Below are 13,381 nucleotides of genomic sequence, written 5' to 3' on the forward strand. Positions count from 1 at the left end.
AGAAAAGCAGTAAGGAAATTGAATGACGTCAAGAAACATTGCGCGGCTTATATTTTTAATCGTACTGATTGGGCTGTCTGCTGCATTCTTAATGCAAGTATCAACTAATCAAGTACCGCGCTTTGAAAATGCTGACAAAGTGGTGCATTTTGGGGCATTCTTTGTTTTGGCTCTGACGTTCCATCGCGCTTTTCCGATTCCAATCTGGGCAGCTTTAGTGATTCTGACGCTTTATGGTGTTGCCATAGAGTGGGTGCAAGATATGTTGCCGTATCGTGACGCAAGTTTGGGTGATTTGATTGCCGACGCGGCAGGCGCTTCAACCTATTATGCCTATGCTTACTTTAGGTTTCGTCAAAAGAAAAAAGCGAAGTAGTTACTTCGCTTTCTTTTTGTTCGCTTCTTTTTTCTTTGCCTTTTTCTTTTTCGCTTTCCCCGGCGTTGGGAACTTGTATTGCGGCCGTAAGTCGTCAAACACACGACGTTCAAGTTTGGCTTTCTGGTAGCGCTCGATACGACCGAGTAATTCGGCATCATGCGCTTCCACCAACGCAATAGCTAAACCCGATTTACCAGCGCGGCCAGTGCGACCGATACGGTGCAAGTAAACATCCGCAGTCTTCGGTAAATCAAAGTTCACCACCAACTCGATGTCTTCCACATCAATACCTCGAGCAGCAACATCTGTTGCGATCAGTGTGCTGTCTTCAAACTTTTCCATCCGTGCAATAATGCGCTGACGGTCTGATTGTGGCATGTCGCCACGCAGCGTTAAGGTTTTAATACCAGCCGATTGTAACTTGCCTGACAATTCTTCAACACGCTCACGGGTACGAACGAAGATAATACGGCGTCCAGTATTTTCGGCTAGCACACGCTCAAGAAGTTTAAACTTATGCTCGGCAGTATCCGCTTGATACCAACGCTGTAAGATTTTGCCGCGCTCGCGCTTCGGTGGTTCCACGGTAATGTGCTGCGGTTCTTTTTGAATTTCCCCAGAGAAGCGTTTAACACCAGCGCTTTCTAATGTGGCTGAGAACAATAAAGTTTGCTTGAGATGCCGCGCTTCATTTACCAACTGCTTCACCGCACTACTGAAGCCCATATCGAGCATACGGTCAGCTTCATCAATAATCAGCCATTCGACGTTTTCAAGTTCGTATTGGTCAGCGCCAATCAAATCCAATAAGCGCCCTGGCGTAGCTACCAAAATATCATGGTTGGCCTGAAGCTGTTGATGCTGCGAACCATAATTCACACCACCAGTAATCAACACCGTTTTGAGTTCTGTGGTTTCACCAAACGCATCCGCTTGCTCAGCAATTTGCTGAGCAAGTTCGCGTGTTGGTGCCAAAATAAGAATGCGTGCTGACCCCGGTTGGCGACGAGGAAAATCCAAGAGATGCTGGATAGCCGGCAATAAAAAGGCGAGCGTTTTACCAGTACCCGTTGGTGAATTGACTAACAAGTCTTGACCATCCAAAGCTGCTGGAATAACTGCTTGCTGTACTTTCGCTGGCTTGTTAATGTCTGCAGCCTTGAGAACATCGATGAGTTCGTCATCCAGTTCTAATTGTTCCCAATCGGGTGTCATGCTTAGTTCCTGTCGTTACGGATAAGTAGTGCGCTAAATGCTTACGGAGAAGCCAATGGGCTTTCAATGCCGGCAATTTTACCTCAAAGATGACCAATGTGCGATGAAAGTTAGCACCGATAGCCTGCTGTTCGGTGCTTGGGTTCAGGTAGGCATGGCGCAACGCATACTGGATATGGGCACCGGTTGCGGCATTCTTGCATTAATGTTGGCACAACGTAGCGCAGCCACGGCAATGATTGAGGCGGTTGAGCTTGATCCAAACGCAGCAATACAAGCTCAGCAAAATGTGTTGGCATCGCCGTGGTCCGACAAAATCGTGATCACACAAGGTGATGTAATCACCGCGGCTTACCGTGAGAATCAGTACGACCTCATTGTCATGAATCCACCGTACTTCGCCAACCATCTGGCGAGCGCATCCAAAGAGCGTGAATTAGCACGGCAAGGCACCGGCGATATTTGGCAGGCGTGGCTGCAACGAGCCGCTCAGTTACTTGCACCAAACGGTCGTATTGCCGTGGTTGCACCAATACAAGCACTAGATACAATTGTTGCTGAATTAGCCGCGATGAACCTACAAGTGGCGTGCCAGTGCATGGTTCAGAGCACTCCGAAAAAAGCACCATACTTAGTTTTGTTCGAGTTTGTTAGAGATTCAGAAGAGCAGACTGCGAAATTCGAAGAACTCGTGATTCGTGATGAAGTAGGGCATTACACAGTGAGCTTTAAGCAAATAACAAAAGACTTTTATTTAAACTAGTTTGAGCGCGCGTGAATTATCAATAAAAAGGCAGGGAAAGGGAGCCAAAATTTTTGGCTCCCTTTTTTATTTTATAAACCCAGTACGCTCTTACCTTGGCGGAAAGTAATATCCACAGGAATATCAGCAGCCGACAAGCGATCTAAATCGGCTTGTAACTGCGGGCTAATATTGCCCATGGTATCAAAGAGCTCGCCTACACCTTGGTAATCGCCGTTACCTTGAAGCGTCAGAATCTTCTCTGACAAACTATTCATCGCTGCGCGCATCGCATCCATATTCACTGAATATTGACCTTGTTCATTGCGCGAAAACGCACCCGCTTGTTCAAAGAAGTTAAAGCGAATCATGTTGGCTTTGCCGTGGGCACTTGAGGCACCAAAACGTACCGAGCGGAAGATACCCGCCAAGAACGTGGTGTAATAATCCTCGAGCACGCCTTCAGTAATGACACCAGCTTCGAGCAACTGCGTCACCATGTATAAGCCTAGAATATCGGCTTTGCCTTCTTCTAAGGCTGAAGCGTGTTCTTTCAGGGCCTCACGCACGGTGCCTTCTGCGCCAACTAAGTTTTTGATACCAAGGCCGTGTGCCACTTCATGGAACATCGTATTGGCGAAAAACGCATCAAAGGTAATGTGCTGGCGTTGCTCAGGCACTATGAGCTCGTCGGCTATCGGCAACATGATTGCGTCGAACTTGGCGCGCATGGCGTTTTTCAGCTGTAATCGGCGCGTGCCTTTTTCCAACTGAACTTCTTCGTCATTGGGCAAGTTGATAGCAATGGTTTTACTGCCAGCATTCGAGTGACCGGCATAATAAACCACATCGTATGCATTAAGCTGCGCACCTGCACCAGGTACTTCGGCTTTGTATTCAGCAGGTACCGGCAGATTTTGCTGTAGCTCAGGTAAGTACTGCGCATACACCGCTAACTTTTCGCTCCATTCGAGGTCTTTAATTAACACATAAGACTCGAACGCTGCACGATAGCCGTATAGCTGATCTTCATAGCTTTCAATTGGGCCAATCACCACATCGATATCGTTGTTGGTCATGTCCATCCAAGCGAAATCAGATGGTTGATATTCGTTACTCAAAAACGCATCGGCTCGCATGCTAAGATAATTTTTGAAGCCTTCGTCTTCAGCAAACTCAGCAGCCTCACGTAATAACCCCGCTGCTTTTTCTAACTGTGCACGATACGCCTCGTTGTAAGGTATCGCGTAAAGCTCACCTTGGTCGTTGCGACGAACCAGTGTGTAGAGGTCAATTTTGCCTTCAAAGTCAGCAGCTTCGAACTCTTCTTTAGTCATATCGGACGGATAAAAATTTGCACCTGCTGGCTTTTCACCGAAACCAGTTAAGAATGGCTTATCGTTATTGAGGCGATCCCAAGGGCCATAATTAATTTCAGCAAATTTTTTCACGCGCTCATCATCAATGCGACCAAGAAGGCTACCCGCACTAGCGCCGTATGCTTGCTGCCAGAATAAGTCGTCCATAATCTCAGATGCTTCAATCAACAGCTCAACAACGTGGCGTTGACGATCAGACAGGTGGCTTAAGTCAGCGGTAAGATCCATCGGGTAATAAATGTCGAGACGTGATTGCGCATCGGCAACTAATTCAACGGCTGGCGCATCCGATTGAGCTTTTTCGACCGGCGCAGGCTCTTGGCTACAACCAAGTAGCGTTAAACTCACGGCTAACGCTGTTAGTGGAAAACGGATTGTTTTAATCATTGTTCGTTCCTTTCAACAAATAAGCTGACAAGATCTGGATAGAAAGCGCGGATCTCACCAGCCAAAAGGGCAAAGTCAGCATCAATTTTTTGCTCTGGTGTGGCATCAACAAGCTTATCTTGCTCATCAATCAATAAGTCTGTTGGTTTAAAACGTTTTACAGCTAGATCATGTTCTAGCACAAAAGTTAAACGCTCATTCCAGTCTAAACCTATTTTCGTTGCTTGTTTACCATGGGCGAGGTGAGTTTCAATTTCGGTACCTGTCAACGCATGTTGACGCACACGCACAATACCGCCGTCGTCACTGTTATCACGCAGCTCCACTTCGTCACCAAAATCGAAGTTGCCGGGAACTGTGCCGTCTTTCAGCCATTGCGTGAAATAAAGCTCGCTGGGGTTCTCACTGAACAATGGTTTCACGGGTAATGAACCAAAGCTACTGCGTAGCATACCTAGGAAGTCTTCAGCACGATTCGCGGCAGAAGCATCCACCACCACAATACCTAAATCGGTGTCAAGTAACCCCCAAGTGAGGCGAAAGCGAGTAAATGCTTGTGGCAGTAGCCGATGGATAATGTCCTCTTTAAGGTTCTGCTTCTCTTTACCAGCAACTTTGCGACCTTGCTCGGCTTCAATTTGATTCACTGCTTCATCAACTTCAGCGCTTACTACTGCCGCCGGCAGTACTTTTTCTTCTTTACGGGCACAAAATAAATAAGCGTTACCAATTTGATGAAACAGCACTTCACTGTGTTGGCCAAACGGTGAACTCCAACCAAAGCTTGCTAACTCTTGTCGACCACATGGGCGAAACGCATGATCACTCAGGCGTTGTTCGAGGTTTTCAGGTAAAACAAAATCGTCTGCGAGCGTATAAATTCGCAAGTTCTTGAACCACATGTTATGTCCTTGATATTTAACTTCGAGATATCGAATTGAATTAGATAAATGTCACCGCTAATGTCATGCGATAGGTTAATCCTTGTCCCACTTCGCTTTCAGCTTCAATCGTGCCGTTGAGGGTTTGCGTCACGAGATTTCGAATAATGTGTGTGCCTAAGCCACTTCCGCCTTGCTGCACTTTGGTCGTGAAAAACGGGTCAAATAATTGGTCAAGTTGCTGTTGCGTCAAGCCTTTACCATTGTCACGATAAACAATGACAAGCTTGTCATCTTTGCGTTTGATGCTGATATCAATTTCACCATCTTGCTTATTTTCGAAGCCATGAATCAAGGAATTGATAATTAAATTTGTGAAAATCTGCGCAAACGCACCTGCCGGGCAGCGAATTTCAATATCATCTGGGCACTCAATGGTCAGGCGCGGTTTAAACGGTTTCAAGCGCGGATTTAGGGTTTGAATCACACCGTTTAAGTAGTCTTTGATATTGATTTCGCGAACCACTTCAGAGGTTTGATCCACAGCCACTTGCTTGAAGCTACTGATAAGGTCAGAGGCGCGTGCTAAATTGCTTTCCAATAAATCAAGCGACTCTTTGCTGAGCTTAAATACTTTGGTGAGCTGCGCTTGGGTAAGGGCTTTTTTGTTCAAAGCTTCTTCGGCTTCAGTCAGTTGATCACGAATATACGTTGCAGCGGTAACCGAGATACCAATTGGCGTATTTACATCATGTGTAATGCCGGCAACTAGACCACCAAGTGATGCCATTTTCTCTGACTCAATCAGCTGATCCTGAGTACGTTCAAGGGCACTCAATGACTCTTGTAAGCGCGTATTAATTTCGCGCAAGTCTGTTTCGATGATCCGCCGCTGGCGAATTTCGTTCTCGAGCGTGTCTTGGCGTAGCTCAAGGTCATTCTTTTGACGCTCTAGGTCAACCAACACCCGACTGAGATTGCTCGTTTTACGGGCAACTTCTTGCTCGAGGATACCGTTTTGTTCATCGAGCTTTTGGTTAACGTGTATCAACTGCTTTTGGGCGCGGTCGAGGTCTTCCTGATATTCTTTAAGGTTCTCAACCAACTGGTTATAGGCGCGCTCAAGTAGCAAAAATTCGGTGTTACGCAGGCTACGAATATGTAGCTTCGAGTGTTCTAAGTCGTCTAAACGAAAGTTTTGAATTTGATTGATCAAATCGCGCATAGGTCGATTCAGCATGCGATGAAAGGCAACGCTGAACAACATAATCAAAAAAGTACTTTTAACGATGGCTGAACCAATAATGAAGTACAGACTAACTTTAATGCGCTGAATCGCAATGTCGCGGGTGGTGTAGAGCGTGACATCGCCCACTTGAGTCGAATCACCAGAAAATTCAAACACGAGCTTGGAGTAGTAACCGAACACACCTTCACGCTCGGGTAGCTCATAACTGTCGGCTGAAATGGTCGGAAAACTGCGTAACGGTGGGGTTCGTCCAAGCTGGCTAACAATGCGTCCGGTATCGTCTCGAATCACGAGGCCGGCAATGGCTGGGATGTTAATCAAGCCATCGGCAATGGCTTCAATTTGCGGTGTGTTGTATTCCCACAATGAACGTGCCAATGAATGACTAAAGGTACTTTGCTGGTTATGTAATTCTTGTACCAGCATATTTTTGGTGTCGTAGTATTCCCCGACAACTTGTACCGACGTCACAATCAAAGTCAGTACAAAATAGACTGAAAGTACGTTGGTTAAGAGGGATTTTGAAATACTCGACGTAGCCATTGAAAGTCCTTGCAACAATTCACACAAGGTACTGTAAATTAACTCGCTTCGCAATATGTGAAAGATTGAGAAATCGCCCCCATTAGGCTATGTTATGGGCTCTTCATTAGCTGCAGGAACGCACAAAAATGGACGTCATTACAAGCATGCAAGAGCAACTGGACAGTTGGCAAAAGTGGTTGTCGGAACATGCCGACATTGACACCATGGTCAAATTAGCGCTGCTCCTGGTCGCTGCCTGGCTGGCTAATTTTGTAGTGAAGAAAATATTAATGCGTGGTGCGATGACGGTGCTGTCGTACACACCTGCAGGTAAAGATCGCCAATTATTCGAGCGCAATATTATCGCGCGTCTAGCGAATGTCGTGCCAGCTCTGGTTATTTCCTATGGCATCAGTTCGGTTCCTAACCTGCCGGAGGAGCTGACCATCGTCATCAGCAACGTTTGCAACGCATTCGTTGTACTAACAATTGGACGCGCAATGAGCGGCGCATTGACCGTTGTTAATACTCTATATGAGCGTCAACCCGATGCCCATGAAAAGCCAATCAAAGGCTATATTCAAGTTGTCAAAATCGCTATTTATGCTGTCGCTACAATTCTCATTGTCGCCGCGTTAATTGACCGTTCGCCGATTATTTTATTATCTGGCCTCGGTGCGATGGCGGCGGTACTGATGTTAGTGTTTCAAGATACGCTCCTGTCTTTGGTGGCCAGTGTTCAAATCACATCAAATGACATTATTCGCGTTGGCGATTGGGTCGAAATGCCCAATCTGAATGTCGATGGCGATGTCACGGATATCGCGCTGCATACCGTGAAGGTGCAAAACTGGGATAAAACCATCTCAACGATTCCGACGAAACGCTTTATTTCAGACCCATTCAAAAACTGGCGCGGCATGCAAGAGTCTGGCGGGCGCCGGATTAAGCGCAGTCTCATGCTCGATCAAAATAGCGTGCATTTTTTGTCGCAAGACGAGCAAAAAAGGCTCCATCGTTTCCGTTTATTAAAAGATTATTTGAATAATAAACAGCAAGAAATCGATGACTGGAATCAGAAATTAAAAGACGAAGGCAAAGAGCCGGTTAATACGCGGCGAATTAGCAATATCGGTACTTTCCGCGCCTATGTTCTGCAGTATCTAAAAAATCACCCGCGCATTCATCAAGAGATGACGATGATGGTGCGTCAATTGAATCCAACCGCTGACGGTTTGCCGCTCGAGGTGTATTGTTTTACCGCGACCACAGAGTGGGTTGAATATGAAGGCATTCAATCGGATATCTTTGATCATCTCATCTCGATTTTGCCAGAGTTTGGTTTACGTGTATTCCAGCATCCAAGCGGTGTCGACATGCGCGAGATGGTCACAGAAATCAAACAAAACCGTCATATTGACACATAAGTGACATAATACAGTCACCAAGCTGTCACATAACTGCAGTATCTTGCCCAGCATCATTCATTAGATGCGCAAGGTATTGTTATGAAGCATTCCTTAATTTCCTCTGTGGTTCTCCTGGCTCTGGCCAGCGCGCCGGTTTTTGCTCAAGAGCAGTCGCTAGAGCCGGTGGTTGATGCCGCCAACAAGATCAACGCAGCAGCAAAATCATCGCAGCTTACCGTTGAAAAAATTGCCGATTCAACGCAAGAACGTATTCAGCAATATAAGCAAATCACCCGCCAAATTCAGGGCCTTGAGGTTTATACCGAGCAACTTCAGAAGCAACTTGATGCACAGCTCGTTGAGAAGGACGAGCTGAACAGCTCGATTGATGAAGTGAGCGTGGTTGAGCGCCAAATTACGCCACTGATGCTACGCATGATTGAAAGCCTTGCCAAATTTGTCGAATTGGATGTGCCATTTTTGCCAGAAGAGCGTGCTGAACGCGTCGTCAGTTTACGTGACCTGATGGACCGCGCTGACGTGGATGTTTCTGAGAAGTTTCGCCGTGTTATGGAAGCGTTTCAGATTGAAGCCGATTATGGCCGTAATATTGAAGCGTACAACGGCGAAATGAGCGTCAATGGCCAAAGCCAAGACGTTGAATTTTTACGCATGGGTCGCACGGTGTTGCTTTATAAAACCCGTGATGGTGCTCACATGGGCGTGTGGAATCAACAGCAGCGCGAGTGGCAAGAGCTTGATTCAAGTTATGCCAGCAATGTTCAAGAAGCGATTCGAGTTGCGCGTAAGCAATTGGCGCCAGACTTATTGATGCTTCCTGTTTTCACTCAAACTAACGGTGCTGGAGAATAATCATGTTGAAGCAATTTTTAACCGGTGCAGTGGCAACAACTGCTTTATTACTCTCTCAGCAAGCGTTCAGTGCCCCGCAAGATCCGATCAACCTCGACCAATTGTTACAACAGTTGCAGCAAGGGCAATTTGAGCAAACCGAAGAGAACAAGCAGCGCGAAGCGCGGTTTCGTGCAGAAGCGGATGAGCAAGCGCGCATTTTACGCGAAGCCATTGCAGAGCGTGACCGCCTCGAACAGCTTAGCGAAACCTTAGAAACCAATTTCGAGAAGAACGAAATTGAACTGGCTGGCTTGACCGATACATTGACCCAGCGTATGGGCTCATTACGCGAACTCTTCGGCGTGTTGCAGCAAGTAGCCGGTGACACCAGCAGTAAGCTACAAACCTCGTTTGTTTCGGTTGAATTTCCGGGCCGTAGCGAGCAAATGAGTGAGCTTGCGCAAAAAATGGGGAGCAGCTCAAAGTTGGCTTCAATTGAGGAAATTGAGTCGGTTTGGTTAGCCTTACTCCAAGAAATGACCGAGTCTGGCAAAGTTAGCTCTTTTGAAACCGAAGTAACGCTTGCCAACGGCGAGAAAGTGAACAAGCCAGTGACCCGCGTGGGTACCTTCAATATGGTTGCTGACGGTCAGTATTTAGAGTTAGTGCCAGGCACTGACACTGTAGCTGAGCTCATTCGTCAACCATCTGGGCGCTATTTAGATACCGTGGCTGCACTTGAACAAGCCAACGACAACCCAGTGAAATTTGCGCTCGACCCAACCGGTGGTTCAATTTTGGGCTTACTCGTGCAAGCGCCTGACTTAGGTGAGCGCATCGATCAGGGCGGCACAGTCGGTTACATCATTCTAGCTCTTGGCGCTATCGGTCTCATCATTGCTATTGAACGGTTCATTACGCTCACCTTCATGGGTGGCAAAGTGAAACGTCAAATGAAGCAACCTGAAGCCCGCGAAGATAACCCACTCGGTCGTGTGATGGCGGTGCAACGCAAATATCCAGACGTTGATACCGAAACACTTGAACTGAAACTCAGTGAAGCGATTTTGCGTGAAGTGCCGAAAATTCAGCGCAACTTAACCTTTATCAAGATTATCTCTGTCGTGGCACCGCTCATGGGTCTCTTGGGTACCGTCACCGGTATGATCAATACCTTCCAAGCGATTACCTTGTTTGGTACTGGCGACCCGAAACTGATGGCTGGCGGCATTTCACAAGCCTTGGTAACCACCGTACTCGGCTTAGTGGTAGCGATACCAATGACGTTATTGTTCGCCACGTTAAATACGCGCAGCCGCAACATCGTTCATGTATTGCAAGAACAGGCTTCGGGCATTATTGCGGAGCGCTCTGAGCGGAGTCACTAATTATGTTCCTGCTCGAATTCAGTAACGCAATCCAAGATTTCATCGAAACCGGCGGCAACGTGCTGCTGGTTATCGGGGTACTCATTTTCGTGATGTGGTTGATGATTCTAGAGCGCATTTTTTACTACATGCGAGGGCATCGCCAAGCAACCAAAGCGGCTCTAACAGCCTGGAATAACCGCGCGGATCGCTCATCTTGGCAAGCTGAACAAATTCGCGGTGCCATTATTTCACGCGTGTCATTAGCGTTAGGTGGCAATCTGCCGATTCTGCAAGCCATGGTGGCGTTATGTCCACTACTTGGCTTGATGGGAACAGTGACCGGCATGATTGAGGTATTTGACGTGATGGCCGTCGCTGGTACTGGCAATGCTCGTTCAATGGCTGCCGGTGTATCGAAAGCGACAATTCCGACGATGGCAGGCATGGTTGGCGCATTGTCGGGCGTGTTTGCCACCACCTGGTTGCAACGCACAGCGAAACGCGAACGACTTAAATTAGAAGATCGTTTGTTACTCGATCACGCAAGCGTATCTAAGCTTGCAAGCAAATAGAGGTAAGGCGCAATGAAACAACATTTTGCAAATTTAGTGGACGAAGAAGAAGCGCAAATTGATATGACGCCCATGCTGGACGTTGTTTTTATCATGCTTATCTTCTTCATTGTGACCGCCTCGTTTGTTAAAGAGTCAGGCATTGATGTGAATCGTCCAGAGGCGGCGACGGCGGTGCAAAAAGACCGCGCCAATATCTTAGTGGCAATCAGTGATTCGGGCGAAATCTGGATCAATAAACGACAAGTCGATGCGCGCGCGGTACAGGCGAACATTGAACGTTTGTATGCCGAGAACCCTCAAGGTTCGGTGGTGATTCAAGCCGATAAAAAAGCCACGACGGAAACGTTGATTAAAGTCATGGATGCCGCGCGCGCAGCCGGTGTCTTCGATGTCTCGATTGCAACGCAAGAAGACTAGTTATGAAACGTGTATTGCTCGCACTCATCGCCGCTTTTGCTATTACAGCTGGGCTTTTCTATTTGATGCAATCGCTCATTGTCGGCGGTGAAGGTGCTATGTCAGAGCCGCCGCGCGGCAGCGTGCTTGATTTTGTTCGGGTGAAGCCAGAAGAGGTGGTGCAGCAGAAAGAGCGCAAACCGCAACGGCCACCCGAGCCTGAGCAGCCACCGCCGGATATGCCGCAACCACAAATGCAGAACGAAAGCGCTGACACAGATGCCGCAGGATTCGATTTTTCAGCGGATATTCAGACCGATACCAGCTTATCTGGCGGCGTAGGCTTAGATACCAGTGACGGCGAATATTTGCCGATTGTGAAAGTACAAGCGGTCTATCCACGTCGCGCGCTTCAACGTGGTATCGAAGGCTACGTGGTCGTCGGATTTACGGTCACCAAGCAAGGTACTGTGCGTGACCCCTATGTGATTGAAGCGCAACCGGAAAGCATTTTTGACCAAGCAGCCATGGAAGCGGTGCTGAAGTTTAAATACAAACCGCGCGTTGTGAATGGTGAACCCGTAGAAGTGGAAGGGGTTCAGAACCGTTTAACATTCGCCATTGATGGTTAGGAGACAAACTTATGCGTTATTTACTCATTGTTGTTGCAGTCGTGGCGGTGGTTTTCAACTCCTCGGCTTTGGCTGAAGACCGGAAAAAGACGCCAGCTCTGCGTGAGCAAGTTTACAGTCAGTTAGCACGAGCCCAACAGCTAGCCGATGACGGCGATGTGAACGCTGGCTTAGAAGTTCTGCGTAATGTTGAGGGCAAGCTCAGCAGCATGAACAGCTACGAGCGCGCGATGCTCTGGAATTTCTATGGCTACATGTATTACGGCCAGGACAATATTGCAAAAGCTATTGAGTACTTTGCCAAAGTGGTTGAGGAAGAAGCCATTCCGCAAGCGCTTGAGCAAAATACATTGTTTAGTTTGGCTCAATTAGCACTGGGGCAGGGTGAGTTTGAGCAAACCATTGCATTCCTAGCCAAGTGGGAACGCATTACTCCGGCTGAGCAACATCAAAAGGCTTGGGTGTTAAAAGCACAAGCACTGTATCAGCAAGGGGACTATAAGTCGGCTTTAGCACCCATTACGAAAGCTATTGAGTTAGTGGAATCAAAAGGCCAAGTGCCTGAAGAAAATTGGCTGGTGTTACAGCGTGCAGTGTACTTTGAGCTAGGCGATACCAAAAGCGTTGCTGCCGTGCTTGAAGACATGGTGCGTTACTACAACAAACCTGAGTATTGGGTGCAGTTGGCTGGTATTTATGGTCAGCTTGGTCAAGAACATAAGCAACTAGCGATGTTAGAAACGGCTTTTCAGCAAGGCTTTTTAACCAAAGGCCAAGATTTACTGAACTTAGCGCAAACTTATTTTTTCAATGACGTTCCATTTAAAGCGGGCCAAGTATTAGAGCAAGCGCTGCAACAAGGCGCAGTTGAACGTAATTTGCGTAACTTAAAGTTATTAGCCCAAGCTTGGGTTGCCGCCCGTGAGACGGATAAAGCCAGTGCGGCATTGTTAGCTGCTGCAAAGCTGAGTGACGATGGTGAACTCGATGCGCAACGCGCCACGTTATTACTCAATGCGGAGCGTAATCAGGAAGCCATCTCAGCAGCCCGTGCCGCGCTTGATAAAGGTGGTTTGAAGCAACCGGGTGCCATGCATCTCGTAATTGGTATGGCTGAGCTTAACTTGGAAAACTTTAATGCGGCCTTGCAAGCATTCGCTATTGCGAAGAAATTTGACGATGCACGACAGTCTGCAGGCCAGTGGGAACGCTACGCTCAAGCAGAACAAGAGCAGCAAAATCGGTTGATGGAACTGCGCGCTGACATGAAAACGTCATCGTAATGACACGTAAAAGACAAAAAACTGACACATAGTCATGAAACTGTCATATTTCTGACATAACATAGCGCCTAAATCGGGGGTGTGGTCTATAGTCCACAGTGTGT

The 13,381-nt window shown here is 47.4% G+C and carries 13 protein-coding genes; 9 read left to right on the forward strand and 4 right to left on the reverse strand.

Annotation, left to right across the window (positions count from 1 at the left end; translation table 11 throughout):
* Positions 1–22: 22 nt before the first annotated feature.
* Entirely contained in the window at positions 23–376 is a 354-nt protein-coding gene (locus tag CWI82_RS10645; RefSeq protein WP_233340255.1) for a VanZ family protein, read from the forward strand.
* Here the strand turns inward: CWI82_RS10645 and srmB are convergent, their stop codons facing one another.
* On the reverse strand, positions 377–1,594 hold the full coding sequence (gene srmB / locus CWI82_RS10650; RefSeq protein WP_092858422.1) for an ATP-dependent RNA helicase SrmB: 1,218 nt from the start codon (positions 1,592–1,594) through the stop codon (positions 377–379).
* 55 nt (positions 1,595–1,649) lie between these two features.
* Between srmB and CWI82_RS10655 the strand changes: the two genes are divergently transcribed.
* Positions 1,650–2,357, forward strand: coding sequence for a tRNA1(Val) (adenine(37)-N6)-methyltransferase (locus CWI82_RS10655; RefSeq protein WP_165383926.1), 708 nt, complete (start codon positions 1,650–1,652; stop codon positions 2,355–2,357).
* 71 nt (positions 2,358–2,428) lie between these two features.
* Here the strand turns inward: CWI82_RS10655 and CWI82_RS10660 are convergent, their stop codons facing one another.
* From CWI82_RS10660 to CWI82_RS10670, 3 genes are read right to left on the reverse strand one after another with little or no spacing between them, the layout of a single operon-like run.
* Positions 2,429–4,102 carry a dipeptidyl-peptidase 3 family protein gene (locus CWI82_RS10660; protein ID WP_130203523.1) on the reverse strand — a complete coding sequence of 558 codons (1,674 nt, stop codon included), beginning with the start codon at positions 4,100–4,102 and terminating at the stop codon, positions 2,429–2,431.
* A complete protein-coding gene (gene rdgC, locus CWI82_RS10665; protein ID WP_130203524.1) occupies positions 4,099–5,004 on the reverse strand; it encodes a recombination-associated protein RdgC in 906 nt (301 codons plus the stop codon). The genes CWI82_RS10660 and rdgC overlap by 4 nt, the downstream gene beginning before the upstream one ends.
* Before the next feature lie 40 nt (positions 5,005–5,044).
* Positions 5,045–6,775 carry a sensor histidine kinase gene (locus tag CWI82_RS10670; RefSeq protein ID WP_130203525.1) on the reverse strand — a complete coding sequence of 577 codons (1,731 nt, stop codon included), beginning with the start codon at positions 6,773–6,775 and terminating at the stop codon, positions 5,045–5,047.
* A gap of 128 nt (positions 6,776–6,903) precedes the next feature.
* Between CWI82_RS10670 and CWI82_RS10675 the strand changes: the two genes are divergently transcribed.
* The 7 genes from CWI82_RS10675 to CWI82_RS10705 all read left to right on the forward strand — a co-directional run bounded on the left by CWI82_RS10675 (position 6,904) and on the right by CWI82_RS10705 (position 13,277).
* Positions 6,904–8,184 (forward strand): mechanosensitive ion channel family protein, encoded by a 1,281-nt coding sequence (locus tag CWI82_RS10675; RefSeq protein ID WP_233340256.1) that lies wholly within the window; start codon positions 6,904–6,906, stop codon positions 8,182–8,184.
* Between the two features lie 81 nt (positions 8,185–8,265).
* Complete coding sequence (locus CWI82_RS10680) at positions 8,266–9,039, forward strand: DUF3450 domain-containing protein (protein ID WP_130203526.1); 774 nt, start codon at positions 8,266–8,268, stop codon at positions 9,037–9,039.
* 2 nt (positions 9,040–9,041) lie between these two features.
* Positions 9,042–10,409, forward strand: a complete 1,368-nt coding sequence (locus tag CWI82_RS10685) for a MotA/TolQ/ExbB proton channel family protein (RefSeq protein ID WP_130203527.1) — start codon at positions 9,042–9,044, stop codon at positions 10,407–10,409.
* Between the two features lie 8 nt (positions 10,410–10,417).
* Positions 10,418–10,963 carry a MotA/TolQ/ExbB proton channel family protein gene (locus CWI82_RS10690; protein WP_177203841.1) on the forward strand — a complete coding sequence of 182 codons (546 nt, stop codon included), beginning with the start codon at positions 10,418–10,420 and terminating at the stop codon, positions 10,961–10,963.
* Between the two features lie 12 nt (positions 10,964–10,975).
* Positions 10,976–11,383, forward strand: a complete 408-nt coding sequence (locus tag CWI82_RS10695; protein WP_055439561.1) for an ExbD/TolR family protein — start codon at positions 10,976–10,978, stop codon at positions 11,381–11,383.
* Between the two features lie 2 nt (positions 11,384–11,385).
* Positions 11,386–11,994 (forward strand): energy transducer TonB, encoded by a 609-nt coding sequence (locus CWI82_RS10700; RefSeq protein ID WP_130203528.1) that lies wholly within the window; start codon positions 11,386–11,388, stop codon positions 11,992–11,994.
* Positions 11,995–12,005: 11 nt separating this feature from the next.
* Positions 12,006–13,277 (forward strand): tetratricopeptide repeat protein, encoded by a 1,272-nt coding sequence (locus tag CWI82_RS10705; protein ID WP_130203529.1) that lies wholly within the window; start codon positions 12,006–12,008, stop codon positions 13,275–13,277.
* Positions 13,278–13,381 lie beyond the last annotated feature (104 nt).

Origin of the sequence: Pseudidiomarina tainanensis, from assembly GCF_004214835.1 — a bacterium.
GTDB lineage: Bacteria > Pseudomonadota > Gammaproteobacteria > Enterobacterales > Alteromonadaceae > Pseudidiomarina > Pseudidiomarina tainanensis.

What these genes read in the sequence shown, in the direction of transcription:
- CWI82_RS10645 (WP_233340255.1), top strand. Translation starts at nt 23, where the DNA reads ATGACGTCAAGAAACATTGCGCGGCTTATATTTTTAATCGTACTGATT.
- srmB (WP_092858422.1), bottom strand. Translation starts at nt 1,594, where the DNA reads ATGACACCCGATTGGGAACAATTAGAACTGGATGACGAACTCATCGAT.
- CWI82_RS10655 (WP_165383926.1), top strand. Translation starts at nt 1,650, where the DNA reads ATGGGCTTTCAATGCCGGCAATTTTACCTCAAAGATGACCAATGTGCG.
- CWI82_RS10660 (WP_130203523.1), bottom strand. Translation starts at nt 4,102, where the DNA reads ATGATTAAAACAATCCGTTTTCCACTAACAGCGTTAGCCGTGAGTTTA.
- rdgC (WP_130203524.1), bottom strand. Translation starts at nt 5,004, where the DNA reads ATGTGGTTCAAGAACTTGCGAATTTATACGCTCGCAGACGATTTTGTT.
- CWI82_RS10670 (WP_130203525.1), bottom strand. Translation starts at nt 6,775, where the DNA reads ATGGCTACGTCGAGTATTTCAAAATCCCTCTTAACCAACGTACTTTCA.
- CWI82_RS10675 (WP_233340256.1), top strand. Translation starts at nt 6,904, where the DNA reads ATGGACGTCATTACAAGCATGCAAGAGCAACTGGACAGTTGGCAAAAG.
- CWI82_RS10680 (WP_130203526.1), top strand. Translation starts at nt 8,266, where the DNA reads ATGAAGCATTCCTTAATTTCCTCTGTGGTTCTCCTGGCTCTGGCCAGC.
- CWI82_RS10685 (WP_130203527.1), top strand. Translation starts at nt 9,042, where the DNA reads ATGTTGAAGCAATTTTTAACCGGTGCAGTGGCAACAACTGCTTTATTA.
- CWI82_RS10695 (WP_055439561.1), top strand. Translation starts at nt 10,976, where the DNA reads ATGAAACAACATTTTGCAAATTTAGTGGACGAAGAAGAAGCGCAAATT.
- CWI82_RS10700 (WP_130203528.1), top strand. Translation starts at nt 11,386, where the DNA reads ATGAAACGTGTATTGCTCGCACTCATCGCCGCTTTTGCTATTACAGCT.
- CWI82_RS10705 (WP_130203529.1), top strand. Translation starts at nt 12,006, where the DNA reads ATGCGTTATTTACTCATTGTTGTTGCAGTCGTGGCGGTGGTTTTCAAC.